This is a genomic window from Sphingomonas sp. CV7422 (assembly GCF_027945725.1).
In the GTDB taxonomy this organism is placed as follows: Bacteria; Pseudomonadota; Alphaproteobacteria; order Sphingomonadales; family Sphingomonadaceae; genus Sphingomonas; species Sphingomonas kyungheensis.
This window is the reverse complement of the sequence record NZ_CP115900.1, coordinates 3,530,526-3,551,196: the sequence shown is the minus strand read 5'-3', so window position 1 is coordinate 3,551,196 and position 20,671 is coordinate 3,530,526. Positions and strand designations below refer to the sequence as shown.

Annotated in this window: 20 protein-coding genes and 1 pseudogene; 8 read left to right on the top strand and 13 right to left on the bottom strand. The window is 68.3% G+C overall.

Annotated features, from left to right (window positions below):
- Positions 1-74: 74 nt before the first annotated feature.
- Positions 75-2,831 carry a DNA polymerase I gene (gene polA / locus PBN85_RS16785; RefSeq protein WP_271299695.1) on the bottom strand — a complete coding sequence of 919 codons (2,757 nt, stop codon included), beginning with the start codon at positions 2,829-2,831 and terminating at the stop codon, positions 75-77.
- Between the two features lie 319 nt (positions 2,832-3,150).
- Positions 3,151-4,224, bottom strand: coding sequence for a serine hydrolase (locus PBN85_RS16780; protein WP_037535245.1), 1,074 nt, complete (start codon positions 4,222-4,224; stop codon positions 3,151-3,153).
- A gap of 211 nt (positions 4,225-4,435) precedes the next feature.
- Here PBN85_RS16780 and PBN85_RS16775 point away from each other — a divergent pair, with 211 nt between their 5' ends.
- A complete protein-coding gene (locus PBN85_RS16775; RefSeq protein WP_271299694.1) occupies positions 4,436-6,220 on the top strand; it encodes a thiamine pyrophosphate-requiring protein in 1,785 nt (594 codons plus the stop codon).
- Between the two features lie 180 nt (positions 6,221-6,400).
- On the opposite strand, the gene nadB is transcribed toward PBN85_RS16775, so the two are convergent.
- The gene (gene nadB, locus PBN85_RS16770; RefSeq protein WP_271299693.1) at positions 6,401-7,993 is read right to left on the bottom strand and encodes an L-aspartate oxidase; all 1,593 of its coding nucleotides are present in this window, start codon (positions 7,991-7,993) and stop codon (positions 6,401-6,403) included.
- Entirely contained in the window at positions 7,990-8,913 is a 924-nt protein-coding gene (locus PBN85_RS16765; protein ID WP_037535242.1) for an ABC transporter ATP-binding protein, read from the bottom strand. The genes nadB and PBN85_RS16765 overlap by 4 nt, the downstream gene beginning before the upstream one ends.
- Before the next feature lie 98 nt (positions 8,914-9,011).
- Between PBN85_RS16765 and PBN85_RS16760 the strand changes: the two genes are divergently transcribed.
- Positions 9,012-9,245 carry a zinc-finger domain-containing protein gene (locus PBN85_RS16760; protein ID WP_037535241.1) on the top strand — a complete coding sequence of 78 codons (234 nt, stop codon included), beginning with the start codon at positions 9,012-9,014 and terminating at the stop codon, positions 9,243-9,245.
- An 18-nt stretch (positions 9,246-9,263) separates the two neighbouring features.
- Positions 9,264-10,691 carry a metalloprotease TldD gene (gene tldD, locus PBN85_RS16755; RefSeq protein ID WP_037535240.1) on the top strand — a complete coding sequence of 476 codons (1,428 nt, stop codon included), beginning with the start codon at positions 9,264-9,266 and terminating at the stop codon, positions 10,689-10,691.
- Here tldD and PBN85_RS16750 read toward each other — a convergent pair.
- Together PBN85_RS16750 and PBN85_RS16745 are read right to left on the bottom strand one after the other, a co-directional pair.
- Positions 10,688-10,876: pseudogene (locus tag PBN85_RS16750) on the bottom strand (CcdB family protein); the annotation flags it as partial. The gene tldD and the pseudogene PBN85_RS16750 sit on opposite strands and share 4 nt — an antisense overlap.
- A gap of 107 nt (positions 10,877-10,983) precedes the next feature.
- A complete protein-coding gene (locus PBN85_RS16745; RefSeq protein WP_271299692.1) occupies positions 10,984-11,220 on the bottom strand; it encodes a type II toxin-antitoxin system CcdA family antitoxin in 237 nt (78 codons plus the stop codon).
- A gap of 75 nt (positions 11,221-11,295) precedes the next feature.
- On the opposite strand from PBN85_RS16745, the gene PBN85_RS16740 reads away from it, so the two are divergent.
- From PBN85_RS16740 to PBN85_RS16730, 3 genes are all read left to right on the top strand, one after another.
- Positions 11,296-11,502, top strand: coding sequence for a putative signal transducing protein (locus tag PBN85_RS16740; RefSeq protein ID WP_271299691.1), 207 nt, complete (start codon positions 11,296-11,298; stop codon positions 11,500-11,502).
- Positions 11,503-11,635: 133 nt separating this feature from the next.
- Positions 11,636-11,974 carry a P-II family nitrogen regulator gene (locus PBN85_RS16735; protein WP_037535238.1) on the top strand — a complete coding sequence of 113 codons (339 nt, stop codon included), beginning with the start codon at positions 11,636-11,638 and terminating at the stop codon, positions 11,972-11,974.
- An 11-nt stretch (positions 11,975-11,985) separates the two neighbouring features.
- Complete coding sequence (locus PBN85_RS16730) at positions 11,986-13,353, top strand: ammonium transporter (protein WP_037535334.1); 1,368 nt, start codon at positions 11,986-11,988, stop codon at positions 13,351-13,353.
- A gap of 380 nt (positions 13,354-13,733) precedes the next feature.
- Here PBN85_RS16730 and ribH read toward each other — a convergent pair whose 3' ends face one another.
- From ribH to gltX, 7 genes are all read right to left on the bottom strand, one after another.
- The gene (gene ribH / locus PBN85_RS16725) at positions 13,734-14,153 is read right to left on the bottom strand and encodes a 6,7-dimethyl-8-ribityllumazine synthase (protein ID WP_271299690.1); all 420 of its coding nucleotides are present in this window, start codon (positions 14,151-14,153) and stop codon (positions 13,734-13,736) included.
- A 1-nt stretch (position 14,154) separates the two neighbouring features.
- Positions 14,155-15,294 carry a 3,4-dihydroxy-2-butanone-4-phosphate synthase gene (ribB, locus tag PBN85_RS16720; RefSeq protein WP_037535236.1) on the bottom strand — a complete coding sequence of 380 codons (1,140 nt, stop codon included), beginning with the start codon at positions 15,292-15,294 and terminating at the stop codon, positions 14,155-14,157.
- Positions 15,284-15,889 (bottom strand): riboflavin synthase, encoded by a 606-nt coding sequence (locus tag PBN85_RS16715; RefSeq protein WP_037535235.1) that lies wholly within the window; start codon positions 15,887-15,889, stop codon positions 15,284-15,286. The genes ribB and PBN85_RS16715 overlap by 11 nt, the downstream gene beginning before the upstream one ends.
- Positions 15,874-16,890 carry a bifunctional diaminohydroxyphosphoribosylaminopyrimidine deaminase/5-amino-6-(5-phosphoribosylamino)uracil reductase RibD gene (ribD, locus tag PBN85_RS16710; protein ID WP_373276478.1) on the bottom strand — a complete coding sequence of 339 codons (1,017 nt, stop codon included), beginning with the start codon at positions 16,888-16,890 and terminating at the stop codon, positions 15,874-15,876. Before ribD ends, PBN85_RS16715 begins: the two co-directional genes overlap by 16 nt.
- Positions 16,891-16,916: 26 nt before the next feature.
- Positions 16,917-17,264 carry a hypothetical protein gene (locus PBN85_RS16705; RefSeq protein WP_037535233.1) on the bottom strand — a complete coding sequence of 116 codons (348 nt, stop codon included), beginning with the start codon at positions 17,262-17,264 and terminating at the stop codon, positions 16,917-16,919.
- Positions 17,265-17,319: 55 nt separating this feature from the next.
- Entirely contained in the window at positions 17,320-17,991 is a 672-nt protein-coding gene (locus tag PBN85_RS16700; protein WP_271299688.1) for an energy transducer TonB, read from the bottom strand.
- 119 nt (positions 17,992-18,110) lie between these two features.
- Positions 18,111-19,445 carry a glutamate--tRNA ligase gene (gene gltX, locus PBN85_RS16695; RefSeq protein ID WP_271299687.1) on the bottom strand — a complete coding sequence of 445 codons (1,335 nt, stop codon included), beginning with the start codon at positions 19,443-19,445 and terminating at the stop codon, positions 18,111-18,113.
- 122 nt (positions 19,446-19,567) lie between these two features.
- Here gltX and PBN85_RS16690 point away from each other — a divergent pair, with 122 nt between their 5' ends.
- Together PBN85_RS16690 and PBN85_RS16685 are read left to right on the top strand one after the other, a co-directional pair.
- Entirely contained in the window at positions 19,568-20,503 is a 936-nt protein-coding gene (locus tag PBN85_RS16690; protein WP_037535230.1) for a ribose-phosphate pyrophosphokinase, read from the top strand.
- Between the two features lie 9 nt (positions 20,504-20,512).
- Complete coding sequence (locus PBN85_RS16685) at positions 20,513-20,662, top strand: hypothetical protein (RefSeq protein WP_271299686.1); 150 nt, start codon at positions 20,513-20,515, stop codon at positions 20,660-20,662.
- Positions 20,663-20,671: the final 9 nt, after the last annotated feature.

The window sequence follows — 20,671 nt, the reverse complement described above, 5'->3', positions numbered from 1 at the left end:
CTCCCGCTCGCATCGGGACAGGGACGGAGGCGCACAGCGCCGGAAGGGGGAGGGCAGGAGGGAAACGCCGGCGATCAATGCGCCGCCCCCCAGCTCGCACCCGTGCCGATCTCGATCCCGAGCGGCACCGACAGCGTCACCGCCGGTGCGGCGGCTTCCGCCATCACCCGTTCGATCACCGGCTTCGCCGCCGCGACGTCGCCCTCGGGCAGTTCGAAGACGAGTTCGTCGTGCACCTGCAACAGCATCTGCACGTCGGGCAGCCCCGCGGCGAGCAGCGCGGGTTCCATGCGGACCATCGCGCGCTTGATGATGTCGGCGCTGGTCCCCTGGATCGGCGCGTTGATCGCCGCGCGCTCGGCGCCCTGGCGTTCGTGCTGCACCTTGCTGCGGATGCGCGGGAAATGCGTCTTGCGACCGAACAAGGTGGTGGTGAAGCCGCGCTCGCGCACGCTCTGCGTCGTCTCGGCGATATAGGTGTTGATGCCCGGGAAGCGCTCGAAATAGCGGTCGATCATCGCCTGCGCCTCTTCGGCGGAGACGTCGAGCCGCCCGGCGAGGCCCCAGCGGCTGATGCCGTAGAGGATCGCGAAGTTGATCGTCTTGGCCCGCCCGCGTGTATCGCGGTTGACCTCGCCGAACAGCTCCATCGCGGTCAGGCTGTGGATGTCGTCGCCGTTGGCGAAGGCGTCGCGCAGCGCCGGCACGTCGGCCATATGCGCCGCCAGCCGGAGCTCGATCTGCGAATAGTCGGCGGCGAGGATGACGTTGCCCGACTCGGCGACGAAGGCGTCGCGGATCTGCCGCCCGACCTCGGTGCGGATCGGGATGTTCTGCAGGTTGGGCTCGGTCGACGACAGGCGGCCGGTCTGCGCGCCGGTCAGCGAGTAACTGGTGTGGACGCGGCCGGTGCGCGGATTGATCTGCGCCTGCAACGCATCGGTATAGGTGTTCTTGAGCTTGGTGAGCTGTCGCCAGTCGAGCACCCGCGCGGCGATCTCGGCACCGGGCGAATCCTTGTCGGCGGCGATCCGTTCGAGTTCGGTGACGTCGGTCGAATAGACGCCGGACTTGCCCTTGCGGCCGCCCTTGATGCCCATCTTCTCGAACAGGACGTCGCCCAATTGCTTGGGGCTGCCGATCGTGAACGGCGCGCCGGCGAGGCCGTGGATCACCGTTTCGAGCCCGGCGATCTGCTCGCTGAACCCGGCGGACAGGGCGGACAGGCGCTCGCGATCGACCTTGATCCCGCGCATTTCCATCCGCGCCACCACCGGCACCAGCGGCCGGTCGACCATCTCATAGACGCGCGTCGCCTCTTCGGCGGGCAGCCGCGCCTTGAAGCGCTTCCACAGCCGATAGGTGACGTCGGCATCCTCGGCGGCGTAGCGGGTGGCGGCCTTGAGATCGACCTCGTGGAAGCCGCGCTGCGTCTTGCCGGTGCCGACCACGTCCTTGAAGGCGATGCAGCTGTGCGACAGATGAGTCGCGGCGAGTTCGTCCATGCCGTGGCCGTGCAGCCCGGCGTCGAGGTCGAAGCTCATCACGATCGTATCGTCATGCGGCGCGACGGCGATGCCGTGCAGGCCGAGCACGATCATGTCGAACTTGAGATTGTGCCCGATCTTGAGCACCGAGGCGTCCTCGCAGAGGATCTTGAGCCGGGCGAGCGCCTCGCCCTGATCGATCTGCGGCGGCGTCTCGCCGAACAGGTCGCTGCCGCCATGGCCGAGCGGGATGTAGCAGGCCTTGTTGGCGCCGAGCGCGAGGCTGACGCCGACCAGATCGACGCGGGTCGCATCGGTGCCGGTCGTCTCGGTGTCGATCGCCACCCAGCCCTGATGCTGCGCCTCGGCGATCCAGCGGTCGAGCGTCTCGACGTCGACCACCGTCTCATAGGCGTCGTGTTCGCACGGCGGGTCGGCCTCATAGGGGACCGCGACGGGCGCGGCGACGGGTGCGTCGGCGACCTGGCCCAGTTTGGCGAGCAAGGTGCGGAAGCCGTGATGTTCCAGGAAGGCGCGCAGCGGCGCGTCAGGGATGCCCTTGAGCTCGAGATCCTCGAGCGGTTCGGGCAGGGCGACGTCGCAGCGCAGCGACACGAGTTCGCGGCTGAGCCGCGCCATGCCGGCATGTTCGATCAGATTGTCGCGCAGCTTGCCCTTCTTCATCCCCTCCGCGGCGGCGAGGACGGATTCGAGATCGCCATGTTCGAGGATCAGCTTGGCTGCGGTCTTCGGGCCGACGCCGGGCACGCCGGGGACGTTGTCGACGCTGTCGCCCATCAGCGCGAGCACGTCGCCCAATTGCGTCGGCGCGATGCCGAAGAACTTCTCGGCGACATGCTCCGCGCCCAGCCGCCGGTTGTTCATCGTGTCGTACAGGTCGAGCCCCGGCTCGATCAGCTGCATCAGGTCCTTGTCGGAACTGACGATGGTCACCGACCAGCCCTGCGCCAGCGCCGCCTTGGCATAGCAGGCGATGATGTCGTCCGCCTCCAGACCCTCGGTCTCGATGCACGGCAGCGAGAAGGCGCGGGTCGCGTCGCGGATCATCGGGAATTGCGGCACGAGATCTTCGGGCGGCGGCGGCCGGTGCGCCTTGTACTGATCGTACAGGTCGTTGCGGAAGGTCTTCGACGATTTGTCGAGGATCACCGCCATATGCGTCGGCCCTTCCGCCGCATGCAGCTCGTCGGCGAGCTTCCACAGCATCGCGGTATAGCCATAGACGGCGCCGACCGGTTCGCCATGCTTGTTGGTGAGCGGCGGCAGGCGATGATAGGCGCGGAAGATATAGCCCGAGCCGTCGACGAGATAGAGATGGGGCATCCTTGCAGCACTTAGCCGATCGGCCGGGCGGCACCAACCTCTGCGTGGGGCGGCGGCAGGCTTTGGCGGAGTGTGGCTTTCAGGTGACTATGGCGAGCGGCGGTTTGGCGAACCGCGGCCGTCGCCTCACAGAATACCTGTGGATGACGGCGCTCGATACGAGACAGTCGGGGAGCGGGACGCTCCCCTCCCATTCGTCATCCTTGCGCAGGCCGGGATGACGAGGTGGCGGGGGCGAGGGTGGCGGTGGCGGAGGTGGCGACCGACGGAAGCGTGACGAGAAGGAGGGTCGGGCGGGACGCCGTGCCCTATGCCCGCTTCACCCCGTCGGGCCACCCCCATACATCGCCACCGCCGCGGCGACCGACTGGATCAGCCGCTGGCGTTCCTGGATCGGGCGGCGGGAATCGCCGATCATCACCGCGATCGCATAGCGACGGCCGTCGGGCGCGGTGAGCAGGCCGACGTCGTTGAAGCCGGCGTTGCGGCCGCCGAGATCCTGCCCGGTGCCGGTCTTGTGCGCGATCTGCCAGCCGGCGGGCAGCGCCGCGCGCAGCCGGGCACGGCCGGTGACCGAGGCCGCCATCGTATCGAGCAGGATGCGCGTCGAGGTCTCGCTGAACAGCTCGCCGCGCGCGAGCCGCGACAGCGCGTCGGCGATGGCGAGCGGTGCGGCGCCGTCGGGCGGATCGTTGACATAGGCGTCGAGCGCGGCGGCGCGCGCCTCGGGTGACAGGCGCGAGCGCGCCGCCTCAAAGCCGCCGCCGACCGCCATCGCCTGGTTCCAGGTCAGGCCCGCGGTCCGCGACTGGAGCAGCCGCTCGCCGGGACCGAAGCGGATGTCGCCGAGCCGCTTGCGCTCGATCATCGCGCGCACCGCAGCGGGGCCGCCGACATAGGTGAGCAGCCGGTCGTTGGCGGTGTTGTCGCTATGCGTCAGCGCGCGGGTGAGCAGCTCGCCGACCGTGGTGTGATAGCCGTCGCCCTTGACCAGCATCGCGATCGGCTGGTGGAACAGCGTCAGATCCTCGGGCCGGACGACGACGGGATCGTCGAGCCGCGCCTTGCCCTGGTCGCGCAGGTCCATCAGCGTCATCGCGACCCACAATTTGCTCACCGACTGCTGCGGCAGGCGGGTGCGCGCGCCCGGCGAGGTCACCGTCCAGCCGCCGTCGACCGCGCGGATCGCGATGCCGAACTTGCCGTCGAAATCGCGCGCAAGCGCGTCGATCGCGCTGGTCAGCTGCGCAGGGGCGACGCGGCGCGGCGCGGGCGCGGCGGAGGGGATCGGGATCGACACCGCGAGCGCCGGCGTCTCGCTCGGCGCGGGGCCGCTGCCGATCGGGCGCGAGGTCGAGCCGCAGCCGGCGAGCGCCGCGCAACTGGCGATCATCAGGATCGATCGGGCCGGACGGCCATACGCTGTCATACTGGAGATTTGGGCCTCAACTGGCTGGATCGCTATCCTTATCCCAGCACCGGAGCGACGAAACAACGATCGATGCCGGCTGCGACGAACCGCGGCACCGGTACGGCGAAATGCGAGGCACCATTGCGCCCGTCCACCCGTTGACGCCGACGACACCCCCAACAGGACGATGTTCATGGCGACGATGACCAGCGACTTTTTCGTGGAAAGGCTGAAGGCGTGGGGGGTGACGCGCATCTACGGCTATTCGGGCGACGGCATCAACGGCGTGCTCGGCGCGCTGCAGCGGGCGGATCAGGCCGGGGAAGGCATCGAGTTCATCCAGGTCCGCCATGAGGAGATGGCGGCATTCATGGCGAGCGCGCATGCCAAGTTCACCGGCGAGCTCGGCGTCTGCCTGGCGACCGGCGGGCCGGGCGCGACGCATCTGCTCACCGGTCTCTACGACGCCAAGCTCGACCATGCGCCGGTGCTGGCGATCGCCGGCCAGGCGGAGACGACGGTGCGCGGCGGCAGCTATCAGCAGGAGCTCAACCTCGACCGCATCTTCGCCGACGTCGCCGATTACGTTCAGGAGGCGACCGCGCCGGCGCAGGTGCGCCACGTCACCGACCGGTCGATCCGCATCGCGGTGGCGAACAACGGCGTCGGCGTGATCGTGCTGCCCAAGGACGTGCAGGACGAGCCCTATCAGGCGCCCAAGGTCGCGCACGGCTTCACCCGCTCGGGCGTCGGCTACAGCCGGCCGCTGGTCGTGCCGCAGCCGCGCGATCTCGCCCGTGCCGCCGAGCTGCTCAACGCGGGCGAGAAGGTCGCGATCCTGATCGGCGCGGGCGCGCGCGACGGCGCCGAGGCGGTGGTGCGCGTCGCCGATCTGCTCGGGGCGGGCGTCGCCAAGGCGCTGCTCGGCAAGGACGTGCTGTCCGACGAACTGCCCTTCGTCACCGGCGCGATCGGGCTGCTCGGCACCAAGCCGTCATGGGACATGATGCAGGGCGCCGATACGCTGCTGATGATCGGCACCGGCTTCCCCTGGGCCGAGTTCCTGCCGCCCGACGGCAAGGTGCGCGCGGTGCAGATCGACATCGACGCCGGCATGCTCGGGCTGCGCTACCCGACCGAGGTCAATCTGCACGGCGGCGCGCGCGAGACGCTGGAGGCGCTGATCCCGCTGCTCCAGCGCAAGGCGGACCGCGGCTGGCGCGAGCAGATCGAGGCCGGCGTCGCCGACTGGTGGCAGACGCTGGAGGCGCGCGCGATGGCCGAGGCCAAACCGGTCAACCCGCAGCGTGTCGTCTGGGAAATGTCGCCGCAGCTTCCCGCCGACGCGATCGTCACCTCGGACAGTGGATCGTGCTGCAACTGGTATGCGCGCGACTTCAAGCTCAAACAGGGGCAGCGCGCGTCGCTGTCCGGCGGGCTCGCCTCGATGGGGGCGGCGGTGCCCTATGCGATCGCGGCGAAGTTCGCGCATCCGGAGCGGCCGGTGGTGGCGCTGGTCGGCGACGGCGCGATGCAGATGAACAATCTCGCCGAGATGATCACCGTGCAGAAATACTGGCAGCGCTGGGCCGATCCGCGCTTCGTCGTCTGCGTGTTCAACAACCAGGATCTCAACGAGGTGACGTGGGAGCAGCGCGTGATGGAGGGCAATCCGCGCTTCCCGACGACGCAGGACCTGCCCGACGTGCCCTATGCGCGGTTCGCCGAGCTGATCGGGCTGAAAGGCATTTACGTCGACCGGCCGGAGGATCTCGCGCCCGCCTGGGCGGCGGCGCTCGCTTCCGACCGGCCGGTGGTCCTCGAGGTGAAGACCGATCCCGAAGTCGCGCCGCTGCCGCCGCATCTGACGCTTGCCGAGGCCAAGGCGTTCATGGGCGCGATGGCGAAGGGCGACCGCGGCGCGGGCCGGGTGATCGCCGAAACCGCGCGGCAGTTGTTCAAGGAGGTGACGGGGTAGGGGAGGCTCGCCATAGCGCTCGGCATCCCGCAATCATTCGTCATCCTCGCCACCTACTGTGATCCCCGCGCAGGCGGGGATCCAAACGCGCAGGTTCAGGCAAGAGTCGAAGCGTCAGCGTAGATGGGTCCCCGCCTGCGCGGGATGACATCAGAGATCAACGCGGCGGCCAAACCGTTTTCACGGCACCAGCACCGTATCCACCGCCTCGGCCAGCGTCTCGGGATAATCCAGCGTATAATGCAGCCCGCGGCTCTCGTGCCGGTGCAGCGCCGAACGGACGATCAGCTCGGCGGTCTGCAACAAATTGCGCAACTCGATCAGGTCGGGGGTGACGCGGAAATGGCCGTAATAATCGGCCACTTCCTCGGTCAGCATCTGGATACGGTGCTGCGCGCGCTCGAGCCGCTTGGTGGTGCGGACGATGCCGACGTAATTCCACATGAAGCGGCGGATCTCGGTCCAGTTCTGCTTGATCACCACCTCCTCGTCGGAGTCGGTGACGCGGCTCTCGTCCCACGGCCGGATCACCGGCACCGGTGGCAGCGCGTCCCAATGGGAGGCGATATGGTCGGCGCAGGCCTCGCCGAAGACGAAACATTCGAGCAGGCTGTTCGAGGCGAGGCGGTTGGCGCCGTGCAGCCCGCTCTCGGTGCACTCGCCCGCCGCATAGAGCCCCGGCAGGTCGGTGCGCCCGTCACGGTCGATGATGATGCCGCCGCAGGTATAATGCTGCGCCGGCACCACCGGGATCGGCTGCGTCGTCATGTCGATGCCGAGGCCGAGCAGCTTGTCGTAGATGTTGGGAAAATGGCCGCGGATGAAGTCTGCGGGCTGATGGCTGATGTCGAGGTGGACATAGTCGAGGCCGTAGCGCTTGATCTCGGCGTCGATCGCCCGCGCCACGACGTCGCGCGGCGCCAGCTCCATCCGCTCGGCATCGTAATAGGACATGAAGCGCTTGCCGGTGGTCGGGTTGATCAGCCGCCCGCCCTCGCCGCGCACCGCCTCGGTGATCAGGAAGTTCTTGACCTCGAGGTGGTAGAGGCAGGTCGGGTGGAACTGCATCATCTCCATGTTGGAGACGCGCGCGCCCGCCCGCCACGCCATCGCGATGCCGTCGCCGGTCGCGCCGCGCGGCGCGGTCGAGAAGAGATAGGTGCGCCCCGCGCCGCCGGTGGCGAGGATCGTCGCCCTCGCGGTGTAGAGGTTGACCCGGCCGGTGCCGCGATCGACCGCATAGACGCCCCAGACGTTGCCCGCGCCCGAATAGCGCTGCTCGTGCCGGCTGGTGGCGAGGTCGATCGCGACCTGATCGGGGACGAGCGTGATGTTGGGATGCGCCTCGGCGGCGCGCTGCAACGCCTCCTGCACCGCCCAGCCGGTTGCGTCGGCGACATGAACGATGCGGCGATGGCTGTGCCCGCCCTCGCGGGTGAGGTGGAGCGCATTCCCTTCGGTCGCGAACGGCACGCCGAGCCGGGTCAGCCGCTCGATCGCGGCGGGCGCGCCCTCAACGACGCATTCGACGATGTCGCGGTCGTTGAGGCCGGCGCCGGCGACCATCGTATCCTCGACATGATGCTCGAACGTGTCGCCGGGTTCGAGCACCGCGGCGATCCCGCCCTGCGCCCAGGCGGTCGACCCCTCGTTGAGCGCGCCCTTGGCGAGGACGGTGACGCGGAACCGCTCGGCGAGATTGAGCGCCGCGGTCAGCCCCGCCGCGCCCGAACCGACGATGAGGACGTCGGACTGTCGCGCGGCGTCGCTCACGCGTTGGTCGCGCGGGTCAGGCTGAGGAACACGTCCTCGAGATCGGGCTCCTTGGTCGAGACGTCGACGATGCCATAGCCGTCGCGCTGTACCGCGGCGAGCACCTCGCCGGCGTTGACCCGGTCCTTGGCATAGGTGATCTCGAGCGTGCGCGTGCCCTTGAGGACGATCTTGCCGAAGCAGCCGTTGTCGGGGAGCGCCGCGACATCGCGGTCGACCGTCACCGCCACCACCTTTTCCTGTGCCTTGCCGACCAGCTCGCGCGTCGGTTCGTTGGCGATCAGCCGGCCGTGGTTGATGATCGCGATCCGGTCGCACAATTCCTCGGCCTCTTCGAGATAATGCGTCGTCAGCACCACCGTCACGCCGGCGTCGTTGAGCTGGCGGACATAGGCCCAGAGCTGCTGGCGCAATTCGATGTCGACGCCCGCGGTCGGCTCATCGAGCACCAGCACCGGCGGCGAATGGACCATCGCCTTGGCGACCATCAGCCGCCGCTTCATGCCGCCCGACAGCGTGCGCGCATAGGCATTGGCCTTGTCTTCCAGATGCACCGCGCGCAACAGGTCGAGGCTGCGCCGCGCCGCCTTGGGAACGCCGTACAGCCCGGCCTGGATCTCCAGCGTCTCGATCGGCGTGAAGAAGGGGTCGAACAGGATCTCCTGATTGACGATGCCGATCGACGCCTTGGCGTTGCGCGGATGCGCGTCGATGTCGAATCCCCAGATCTCGGCGCTGCCGTCCGTCTTGTTGACGAGGCCGGCGAGGATGTTGATCAGCGTCGACTTGCCCGCGCCATTGGGCCCGAGCAGGCCGAAGATCGTGCCCCGCGGGACGTCGAAGCTGACCCCGTCGAGCGCGCGCTTGCCGCCCTGATAGGTCTTGCAGAGGTTCTGGATGCGGATCGCGGCCTCGGTCATGCGCGAGGGGCATAGGCCGCCCGCAGAAACACGCAACACAATCCTACGCGCGCGGGAAGGATTGAAGGGCGCCCTCCGTCTTGCTATCCGGCGCGACCATGATCCCGCCGCCCGAAACCATCCGCGTCTCGCAACGCCGTGTCGCCTGCGACGGCGCTACCGACATTCCCGGCGGTGCCGCGCTGGGGCATCCGCGCGTCTTCCTGCAGATCGACGAGGAAGGCTATGTCGACTGCGGCTATTGCGACCGGCGCTTCGTGCTGATCGGCGGCCCGGCGGATGGCGCCGACCAGTCGAAATTGCCCGATCATCCGGATGGCGCCAGCGTTTAGGCGCCCTATATCGGGGGCATGACAGTAGCCGCCGATCCCCGCTCGTTCCTCTATCGCGACCAGCTCTCGCCCGACGCCGCGCTTCGCCTCACCGCGGACGCGCTCGGTCGCGCCGATGACGGCGAGCTGTTCCTGCAATATCGCAAGGCCGAGGCGTTCGGCTTCGACGACGGCCGGCTGAAGACGGCGAGCTACGACACCAACGCCGGCTTCGGCCTGCGCGCGGTGTCGGGTGAGATGACCGCCTTCGCCCATGCCAACGAGCTGTCCGAGGCGGCGATCCGCCGCGCCGGCGAGACGATGGCGCTGATCGACCCGACGACCAGCGCCAAGGCGCCGCCGCCGCAGGGCAACAACCGTCATCTCTACACCGATGCCGACCCGCTCGACCTGGTGCCCTTCGCCGACAAGGTGAACCTGTGCCAGACGATCGACGCCGCCGCGCGCGCGCGCGATCCGCGGGTCGCGCAGGTCTCGGTCGGCCTGTCGGGGACGTGGAGCGTGGTCGAGATCGTCCGCCCCGACGGCTTCGTCGCCACCGACGTGCGGCCGCTGGTGCGGCTCAACATCCAGATCGTCGTCGAGCAGAACGGGCGTCGCGAGACGGGCACCTATGGCACCGGCGGCCGCTACCTCTACGATCGGCTGTTCGACCCGGCGGTGTGGAACCGCGGCATCGACGAGGCGCTGGCGCACGCCCTCGTCAACCTCGATTCGGTCGCGGCGCCGGCGGGCGAGATGACCGTGCTGCTCGGGCCGGGCTGGCCGGGCATCGTGCTGCACGAGGCGATCGGCCACGGTCTGGAGGGCGACTTCAACCGCAAGGGTACGAGTGCCTTCTCCGGCCGGATCGGCGAGCGCGTCGCCGCCCCCGGCGTGACGGTGGTCGACGACGGCTCGATCGCCGACCGGCGCGGGTCGCTGTCGATTGACGACGAGGGCACGCCGACGTCGGAGACCGTGCTGATCGAGGACGGCATCCTCAAAGGCTATATGCAGGACCGGCTCAACGCGCGGCTGATGGGCGTCGCGCCGACCGGCAACGGCCGCCGCGAAAGCTTCGCGCACGCGCCGATGCCGCGGATGACCAACACCTTCATGAAGGGCGGCACCGACGATCCCGCCGAATTGCTGTCGCGGGTGAAGAGCGGCATCTTTGCCAAGAGCTTCGGAGGCGGGCAGGTCGACATCGTCTCGGGCAAGTTCGTCTTCTCGTGCACCGAGGCCTATCGAATCGAGAACGGCCGGATCGGCGCGCCGATCAAGGGCGCGACGCTGATCGGCGACGGCCCGACCGTGCTGACCAAGGTCGCCGGCATCGGCAACGACTTCGCGCTCGACGAAGGCATCGGCGTCTGCGGCAAGGGCGGGCAGAGCGTGCCGGCGGGAGTCGGGCAGCCGACGCTGCTGATCGACGGGCTGACGGTGGGCGGGACGGCGACCTAGACGCCGCTGATGACCATGTCGCTCGCGTCTTTGATCTCGATATCACGGTTGCTGAGCGATGTTATGGCCTTCTGCAGCAAACGGGACGGCACCGCGGTCGTCAACTGTGGCGCAAGCATGAGCACTTCATTGCGAAATTGAAATGCCGGGTGCATCCGTGAGCGGTCGACTGGCATTCGATCTTCCCGAAGGAGTGGGGGCGACTAACGTTATCGGATAACCGAACAGTAAATCGGATTGCAGGCTGACGACCGTCGCCCGTCAGGGGGGTGTAGACGTCGTATTGCATCCCTTACCAGCAGCGATATTTTTCAAGCGGTAGGCCGTTTATTTCAATCCACCGGGTCCAGGCTGCGATTGTATCCCGATTTCCCTCTTGCCACCGTCGTTTGAGCTCAGTCTTCAAGGCCGCACGCAAGACCTCGATATCGTCATTCGGCGAAATACCGAAGCGCGCAGCCTCTGCGCGGATTTCTCTGGCGCTCATGTCGCGCGTGCTCTTCGCAGGCAATTCGAGCGTCTGGGCCATAATGGAACGATAAGGTCGCCCCCGCCCCCGGGTCAACACGCCACTGCCAAGTCCGTCAACGAGAAGGAGAAGTCGATGAGCCTCGTCGAACTGGGTCGTTACGATCGTAACCTTGCCAACATCATCGTCGGGCGACTCGATGCCGAAGGGATCGACGCGATCGCCTTTGACGGCGGGGCGAGCATCGCCGATGGCAGCTATCTCCTCATTCCCGTGCGGGTGATGGTGGATGGGGACGATCTGGCGGCCGCGCAGACGATCGTCGATGCTGCCCAAATTTGAGGCAGATGTTCGCAGCTGCACAATAATCTGTCGCGATAGGCTGCTCCGGCAAACATAAATCGTTTGGAAAGCAACGATCATGGAAATGGCATGATCGTTGCGATGCCTGCTTCGGACAATCGAGGGGGCAGGGATGAAGCTGATCATTGCGATCATCAAACCGTTCAAGCTCGACGAGGTGAGGGAAGCGCTCACCTCGTTGGGGGTCGCGGGGATGACGGTGACCGAGGTCAAGGGGTTCGGCCGGCAGAAGGGCCAGACCGAAATCTACCGCGGTGCCGAATACAGCACCAACATGGTGCCCAAGATCAAGATCGAGGTGGTCTGCGCGGCCGACCTCGCCGACCGGGTGGTCGAGGCGGTGCAGGCTTCGGCGAACACCGGCGCGATCGGCGACGGCAAGATCTTCGTGCTCGACGTCGGTCAGGCGGTGCGCATCCGCACCGGCGAAACCGACGATTCGGCGCTGTGAGGGGGATGGAGATGAAACACGCTGTGAAGATCGCCGGCGCCGCGGGGCTGACCGCCCTTGCGTTCGCCGCACTGCCCGCCTGGGCGCAGGATGCCGCGCTGCAGGCCCCCGCCGCCGCCAAGACCGCGGCGACCGTCAACAAGGGCGATACCGCCTGGATGATGACCTCGACGGTCCTCGTCATGATGATGATCCTGCCCGGCCTCGCGCTGTTCTACGGCGGCCTCACCCGCGCCAAGAACATGCTGTCGACGATGACGCAGATCGGCGCGGTCGCCTGCCTCGCGATGCTGTTGTGGGTGATGTACGGCTACACCCTCGCCTTCGGTCCGGATCTGGCGGGCGGCGGCTTTCTCACCAACTTCATCGGCAGCTTCGACAAGGCGTTCCTGAGCGGCGTCACCTCGGCGTCGCAGGCGGCGACGTTCACCGCCGGGGTCGAGATCCCCGAATATGTCTTCATCTGCTTCCAGATGACCTTCGCCGCGATCACCGTCGCGCTGGTGCTGGGATCGGTGGTCGAGCGGATGAAGTTTTCCGCGGTGATGGTGTTCGGCGCGGTGTGGCTGACGATCGTCTATTTTCCGATCGCACACATGGTCTGGGCGTCGTCGGGCGTGTTCTTCAAGCTGGGCGCGCTCGATTTCGCCGGCGGAACGGTGGTGCACATCAACGCCGGCGTCTCGGCGCTGGTCGCGTCGATCATGCTCGGCAAGCGGATGGGCTATCCGACCACGCCGATGCCGCCGCATTCGCTGACCCTGACCGGCGTCGGCACCGGCCTGCTGTGGGTCGGCTGGTTCGGCTTCAACGCCGGCTCGGCGCTGGAAGCCAATGGCTCGGCGGCGCTGGCGATGCTCAACACCTTCGTCGCCACCGCATCGGGCGGCCTGTTCTGGATGCTGGTCGAGCGCGCCCGTGGCCACAAGGGTTCGGCGCTGGGCTTCTGCTCGGGCATCATCGCCGGCCTCGTCGCGGTGACGCCGGCGGCGGGCAATTCGGGGCCGTTCGGCGCGATCGTGCTCGGCGCGGTCGCCTCGGTGGTCTGCTTCTTCGCGGTGTCGGTGCTCAAGCCGCGGCTCGGCTATGACGATGCGCTCGATGCCTTCGGCGTCCATGGCGTCGGCGGCATGATCGGCGCGATCGGCACCGGCATCGTCTATGCGCCGTCGCTCGGCGGACCCGGCGCGGCGGATTATGCGATGGGCGCCAAGCTGCTCGTCCAGATCGAGGCGGTGGTGACCACCGTGATCTGGGCGTCGATCGGCACGGTGATCGCGATCCTGATCGCCAAGGCGGTGACCGGGCTGCGCGTCGCTCCCGAAGTCGAGCAGGAAGGCCTCGACCTCGGCGAGCATGGCGAACGCGCCTATAATTGATCCTATCGGAAGCGGGGGCCGCAGACCTCCGCTCCCCACGACGTTCCTCCTGCGGACGACCCTGACCCGGTGCGGCGACGTACCGGGTCTTTTTTGTGGCGCTCGCGCGGAGGCGCGGAGGACGCGGAGGGGTTCGGGCTATGGCAAGGCTTGAGCCGGCCGGCGACGTGGGGCGAGATGTGCTTCGACAGGCTCAGCGAGAACGGATGGGGCGGGGGAGATCGCTCGCCAGTGAGCTGCAAGCAGAAGGGGTTCGCCTCCCGCTCTCCCTTCCGTTAGCCCTGAGCTTGTCGAAGGGCGGGCATCCGCATCTCGCCCGCCAGCGAAAGAAACCCGCACGGCAGGCGCACCCCCCCGCGCCTTTGCCCGACCCTAAGCGATCACCCCAGCCGGTCGCGCAGCGCCAGCATCGTCAGCGCCGCCTGCGCCGCGCCTGCGCCCTTGTCGAGCTGGGCGGGGTCGGCGCGGACGATCGCCTGCGCCTCGCTCTCGGTGGTGAGGATGCCGTTGCCGATCGCCAGTCCGTCGAGCGTCAGCGCCATGATGCCGCGCGCGCTTTCGTTGGAGACGATCTCGAAATGATAGGTCTCGCCGCGGATCACGACGCCGAGCGCGACGAAGGCGTCGAACCGGTCGGTGTCGGAGGCGAGCGCGATCGCGCCCGGCACTTCGAGCGCGCCGGGGACCGTCACCGTCTCGTGACTATGCCCTGCCGCCTCGATCGCCGCACGCGCGCCGGCGAGCAGCATGTCGTTGAGATGATCGTAGAAGCGCGCTTCGACGATGAGGATATGCGCCATGTCAGTCGTCCGATTCGATGGCACGTTCGCCGACGATCGACAGGCCGTAGCCGTCGAGCCCGATGAGCGTGTGGTGGGTGTTGGTGAGCAGCACCATCTCTTCGACGCCGAGCTCGGTCAGGATCATCGCGCCGACGCCATAGTCGCGCAATTCCTCCATGTCCGCAGCCGGCAGCGTGCCGGCGCGCGCCTGGAGCGCGACGGTGAACTGGTCGGCGCGCGGGCGGTTGATGACGACGATCACGCCGGCGCCTTCCTCCGCAATGATCTCCATCGACCGGCGCAGCAGCCCGGCGCGGCCGCCGCCCTCGCCGAAGATGTCGGCAAAGGGCGAGAGCGCATGCATCCGTACGAGGGTCGGCTTGGCGGGATCGACCCTGCCCTTGACCAGCGCGATCTGTTCGGTGCCCGTCGCCTTGTTCCAAAAGGTGAGCGCGGTCCATTCGCCGCCCCATTCGCTGGTGAACCGCGCCTCGGCACGCTTCTCGACGAGATGGTCGTAGCGGCGGCGATAGGCGATAAGGTCGCGGATCGTGCCGATCTTGAGGTTGTGGAATTGCGCGAAGGTGACGAGGTCGTCCAACCGCGCCATCGTCCCGTCCTCGTTCATGATCTCGCAGATCACGCCCGAGGGGTTGAGGCCGGCGAGCCGCGACACGTCGACCGCCGCCTCGGTATGGCCGGTGCGCACCAGCACGCCGCCGTCGCGCGCGACCAGTGGGAAGACGTGGCCGGGGGTGACGATCTCGTCGCGGCTCTTCGACGAATCGATCGCCACGGCGATGGTGCGGGCGCGGTCGGCGGCGGAGATGCCGGTCGTCACGCCGTCGCGCGCCTCGATCGAGGTGGTGAAGGCGGTCTCGTAGCGCGTGCCGTTATTGCGGCTCATCAGCGTCAGGCCGAGTTCGTCGACGCGCTGCTTGGTCAGCGCGAGGCAGATCAGGCCGCGGCCGTGCTTGGCCATGAAGTTGATCTTCTCGGGCGTCGCCATCTGTGCCGGCACGACGAGGTCGCCCTCGTTCTCGCGATCCTCGTCGTCGACGAGGATGAACATGCGGCCGTTGCGCGCCTCGTCGATGATCTCCTCGGGCGACGACAGGAACGCGTGGCGAAGGCGTCCGAGTTCGGCTTTAGCGGCCACGATAATGCTCCATGCGTTGCAGATAGCGGGCGAGCACGTCGATCTCGATATTGACCGCCTGCCCCTCGGCAAGGCCGCCGAGCGTGGTGACCGCCTGCGTATGCGGAATGATATTGACCCAGAAGCGCGTCGTCGCGCCGTCATCCTCGACGCCGTTGACGGTGAGCGAGACGCCGTCGATCGTGATCGAACCCTTGGTGGCGACGAAGGGGGCGAGCGCCGCGGGCAGAGCGAAGACGACGCGGTGCGAATCGCCCTCGGGCGTGATCGCGATCGTATCGGCGATGCCGTCGACATGGCCGGTGACGATATGCCCGCCGAGTTCGTCGCCGAGCTTCATCGCGCGTTCGAGGTTGAGGCGGCGGCCCTGCGTCCACTGGTCGCGGGCGGTGCGGGCGATCGTCTCGCCCGACACCTGGACCGCGAACCAGCCGGGGCCTGTGTCGATCACGGTCAGGCACACGCCTGAACAGGCGATCGACGCGCCGAGATCTATCCCGGCGGTGTCATAGGCGGTGGCGATGCGGATGCGCGTATCGCCGCGCGCCTCGACCGCTTCGATGGTGCCGATGTCGGAGACTATGCCGGTGAACATGGGGTGCGCTCGTAGACCTCGAGACGGTCGGTGCCAAGGTCGCGCGCATCGAGCAGCCGCCAGCGCCCGTGCGCCGCGGCGAGATCCCCGAGGCCGAAGTCGCCGATCGCCGCCTTGCCGGCGCCGATCAGGATCGGCGCGCGATAGAGCAGCAGCCGGTCGACGAGGTCGGCGCGCAGGAAGGCGGCGGCGGTCGCCGCACCGCCCTCGACGAAGACATGGTCGGCGGGGAGGGTGGCGATACCCGCGGGCGAGTCGATCCACAGCGGGTCGCGCGCCCCCTGTGGGTCATTCCCTCTCCCAATGAGAGAGGAAGGGAGCGCCGCAGACGCGGAAGGGGGAGGGCGGGTCGACAGGACCACCCGCATCGGGCTGCGATCGGACAGCCCCGGCAGCCGCACGTCGAGGCGCGGCGCGTCCGCCTCCCACGTTCCGCGGCCGACGAGGATCGCATCGTGGCGGCTGCGTTCGAGGTGGACGTGCGCGCGCGCCGCCGCGCCGGTGATCCAGCGGCTGCTGCCGTCGGGCAGGGCGATTTGTCCGTCGAGGGAGGTGGCGAGCTTGAGCGTCACCGACGGGCGCGACCGTTCGCGGCGGGTGAGAAAGCCGGCCATGCTCCGCCGTGCCGCGTCGCCGGCGACATCGGTGACGACGGTGATGCCGGCGGCGCGCAGCCGGGCGATGCCGCTGCCGTCGGTCCGCGGATCGGGGTCGCGCAGGGCAATCACGACGCGCGCCACCCCGGCGGCGATCAGCAGGTCGGCACAGGCGGGACCGCGCGGCGAGACATGCGCGCAGGGTTCGAGCGTGACATAGGCGCAACCGCCGCGCGCCGCCGGCCCCGCCGCGGCGAGCGCCATCGCCTCGGCATGCGGTCGGCCGCCGGGCTGCGTCCAGCCGCGCCCGACGACGCGCCCGGCCGCGACGAGGACGCAGCCGACATTGGGGTTGGGCGCGGTGCGCCCGCGCGTCCGCTCGGCCAGCGCGAGCGCCGCCGCCATCCAGCGCCGGTCGTCCGATGTGGCGGTTACAGCCCCCACTTGGTCATCGCGTCGTCGACCGACTTGAACTGGCTGCGCAATTTTTCCTCGCGCGCCTTTTGCGCGGCGATTCTCTTGTCCTGATCGACCTTGTCGAGCGCCTGCTGCGCCTTGATCTGCGCGTCGGTGCGGTTGGCGGCGTAATTCTTGAAGTAGATGATGTTGGGCTGATAGGGCTCGGGCGGGATATCGTTGCGCATGAAGGCGTAGACGAAGAAGCCGGTGATCGCCATCGCCGCCACCAGGAACCCCAGGTCGCGCGGTTCGCGCTGCGACAGGAAGAAGCGCAGGTCGCGAAAGGCGTGGAGCGGCGAGAAGCGGCGAAAGAACTGCATGGCGGGAAGATAGGAAACGCGTCGCCGCGAAGCCAGCCCTTCCCGCCGTCGTGCCTCAGTCGGCATCCTCCATGCGGAAGGTCAGCGTCAGCGATCGCCACACCTCGACCGGCACACCGCCGCGCGTCGCCGGGGTGAAGCGCCACGCCCGCGTCGCCCGCTCCATCGTCGCCTGCCAGAAGGCGTCGCTGGTCGCGTTGACCCGCTCGATCTGCTTGACCCGGCCGTCGGTGCCGACCAGCACGCGTACCGTCACCCGGCCGTCGTGATTGGCGCGGCGTTCGGCGGCGGGATAGACCGGCTGGAACTGCGCGGCATAGCGCGGATCGATCTGCGGACCGACCAGCGGCGGCAGCGGCGGCGCGGGATCGGCGGCGGGTGTGGCGGGGCCGGGGTCGGTGCCGATGAGCGGGCTGGCGACCGGCGGCGATTCGGTGGTGCTGGTGGTGAAGGTGGCTTCGGTCGGCACGGTGATCGGCGGGATCGGCGCAACGATCCGTTCCACCGGCGCCCGGGCGGCCGGCGCGGGCGGCTGTGGCAGCGGTGGTTCGGGCGGCGGCGGATCGATCGGGATATTGTCGGTGATCAGGACATGTTCAGGCCCATTGGGCAGGATCTTGGGTCCGGCGAACATCAGCGCGGCGACGAGCGCCACGTTGATCGCGACGGCGGCGGTAAGGCCGCCGGGATTGAAGCGGGTCGGGCGGGCGTAGCGATCAGCGTACATGGTCCGTCTCCTCTGGTGCGACTCGAACATTCTCCTGCAGGTATGATGATGGTACGTTGTATCGTCACTACGTCAAGCGGCTGGGACGGAATCGCCGGGACGCTCGATCATCGACGGGATCAGCGTCCGGCGGTCAGCCGCGCCAGCGCCGCCTCGCGGCCGATCAGCGGCAGCAGCGCCGCCATGTCGGGGCCATGATCGCGCCCGGTCAGCGCCTGGCGCAGCGGCAGGAACAAGGCCTTGCCCTTGCGCCCGCTGCTCGTCTTCAGCGCGTTGGTGAGCGCGTGCCAGGCGTCGCCCGACCAGTCGATCGTCGCGGCGACCGCGGCCGCCTCGGCGAGATAGGCTTGCGTCGCCTCGTCCTGCGCGGGCGCGTCGATCGGCCCCTCGATCACCTGCCACCAGTCCGCGGCTTCGGCGACGCGGGTCAGATTGGGCCGCACCGCCTGCCATTCCGCCTCGCCCATGCCCGTCGGCAATCGATCGGCGACCGCCGCATAGGGCAGGTGATGGACGATCCGCGCGTTGAGCTGCGCCAGCTCGCCCTCGTCGAATCGCGCCGGCGCGCGGCCGAAGCGGGCGAAGTCGAAGGCGGCGATCAGCGGCGCCGGGTCGGCGACGGGCTCGACCGGATCGCTGGTGCCGATCCGCGCGAGCAGGGCGACCACCGCCTCCGGCTCGATCCCCTCGGCGCGGAAATGATCGACGCCGAGCGAGCCGAGGCGTTTCGACAATTTGCCTTCCGCGCCGGTGAGCAGCGCGGCATGCGCGAAGCGCGGCGGCGCCGCGTCCATCGCCGCGAACATCTGCAATTGCAGCGCGGTGTTGGAGACGTGATCCTCGCCGCGGACGACATGGCTGATGCCGAGGTCGGCATCGTCGATCGCCGAGGGCAGCATATAGAGCCACGAGCCGTCGGCGCGGCGGACGACGGGATCGCTCATCGTGCGCGGATCGAAGCTCTGCGGCCCGCGGATCAGATCGTCCCAGGCGATCGGCGCGTCATGATCGAGCTTGAAGCGCCAGTGCGGCCGCACACCCTCCGCCTCCAGCGCGGCGCGCGCGGCGTCGCCCATCGTCAGCGCGGCGCGGTCGTAGACCGGCGGCAGGCCGCGGCCGAGCAGGATCTTGCGCTTGAGGTCGAGCTCCTGCGCCGTCTCATAGGCGGGGTAGATCCGCCCCGCGGCGACGAGCGCGTCGAACCGTTGCTGGTAGAGCGCGAATCGCTCGGACTGACGCACCTCGGCATCGGGCGTCAGCCCGAGCCAGGCGAGATCGGCGCGTATCGCCGCGACGTACCGTTCCTCCGAACGCTCCGCGTCGGTATCGTCGATGCGCAGCACGAACCGCCCCGACTGCTGCCGCGCGAACAGCCAATTGTGCAGCGCCGCCCGGATGTTGCCGACGTGCAGCAGGCCGGTGGGCGAGGGGGCGAAACGGGTGGTGACGGTCATCGCGGCAGGCCTAGTCAGTCGCCCGCGGTGCGACAAGCGTCCCCCGCCGTGCGTCTTCCCGGCTTTCGGTTTTGTGACGGCGGCTCTAAGGCGCGTCACGCAACGGCCGCGGGAGCAGAGCAATGAAATTGATGACCGGCAATTCGAACCTGCCGCTTGCCCGCGCGGTCGCGGCCTATCTCGAGATCCCGTTGACCGATGCGCTGGTCCGCCGCTTCGCCGACGAGGAGATCTTCGTCGAGATCCAGGAGAACGTGCGCGGCGAGGACGTCTTCGTGCTCCAGTCGACCGGCTTTCCGGCCAACGACAACCTGATGGAATTGCTCATCATGATCGACGCGCTCAAGCGCGCGTCGGCGCGGCGGATCACCGCGGTCATCCCCTATATGGGCTATGCGCGGCAGGACCGGAAACCGGGTCCGCGCACGCCGATCTCGGCCAAGCTGGTCGCCAATCTGATCACCGTCGCCGGCGCCGACCGCGTGCTCTCGGTCGACCTGCATGCCGGTCAGATCCAGGGCTTTTTCGATATCCCGACCGACAATCTCTATGCCGCGCCGGTGATGAGCGCCGATATCAACGCGCGCTTCAAGGGCAAGAATCTGATGGTCGTCTCGCCCGACGTCGGCGGCGTGGTGCGCGCCCGGCAACTCGCCAAGCGACTCGACAATGCGCCGCTGGCGATCGTCGACAAGCGTCGCGAGCGCGCCGGCGAATCGGAGGTGATGAACATCATCGGCGATGTCGAGGGCCGCTTCTGCATCCTGATCGACGACATCGTCGATTCGGCGGGGACGCTGTGCAACGCCGCGGCGGCGCTGCGCGAGGCGGGGGCGGAGGATGTCGTCGCCTATGTCACGCACGGCGTGCTGTCGGGCGGCGCGGTCGCACGGGTCGAGGGATCGGCGTTGCGCGAGCTGGTGATCACCGACTCGATCGGCAATCACGAATCGATCGGCAAGGCCGACCGGATTCGCCATCTGCCGATCGCGCCGCTGCTCGGCGAGGCGATCAAGCGGATCGCCGACGAAACCAGCGTGTCATCTTTGTTCGATTGAGGTTGAGCCATGGACATGCGTGCGATCGACGATCCCGACGGGATCCCCGATGAGCAGGAGACGGCGGCGATTCTGGAAGAGATCCGCCGCGCATTGCTGGGCGACGCGGAACCGGCCGATCCGGTTGCCGAGGCGGACGATCCCGACCGCGCCGACTGAGCCGGACGG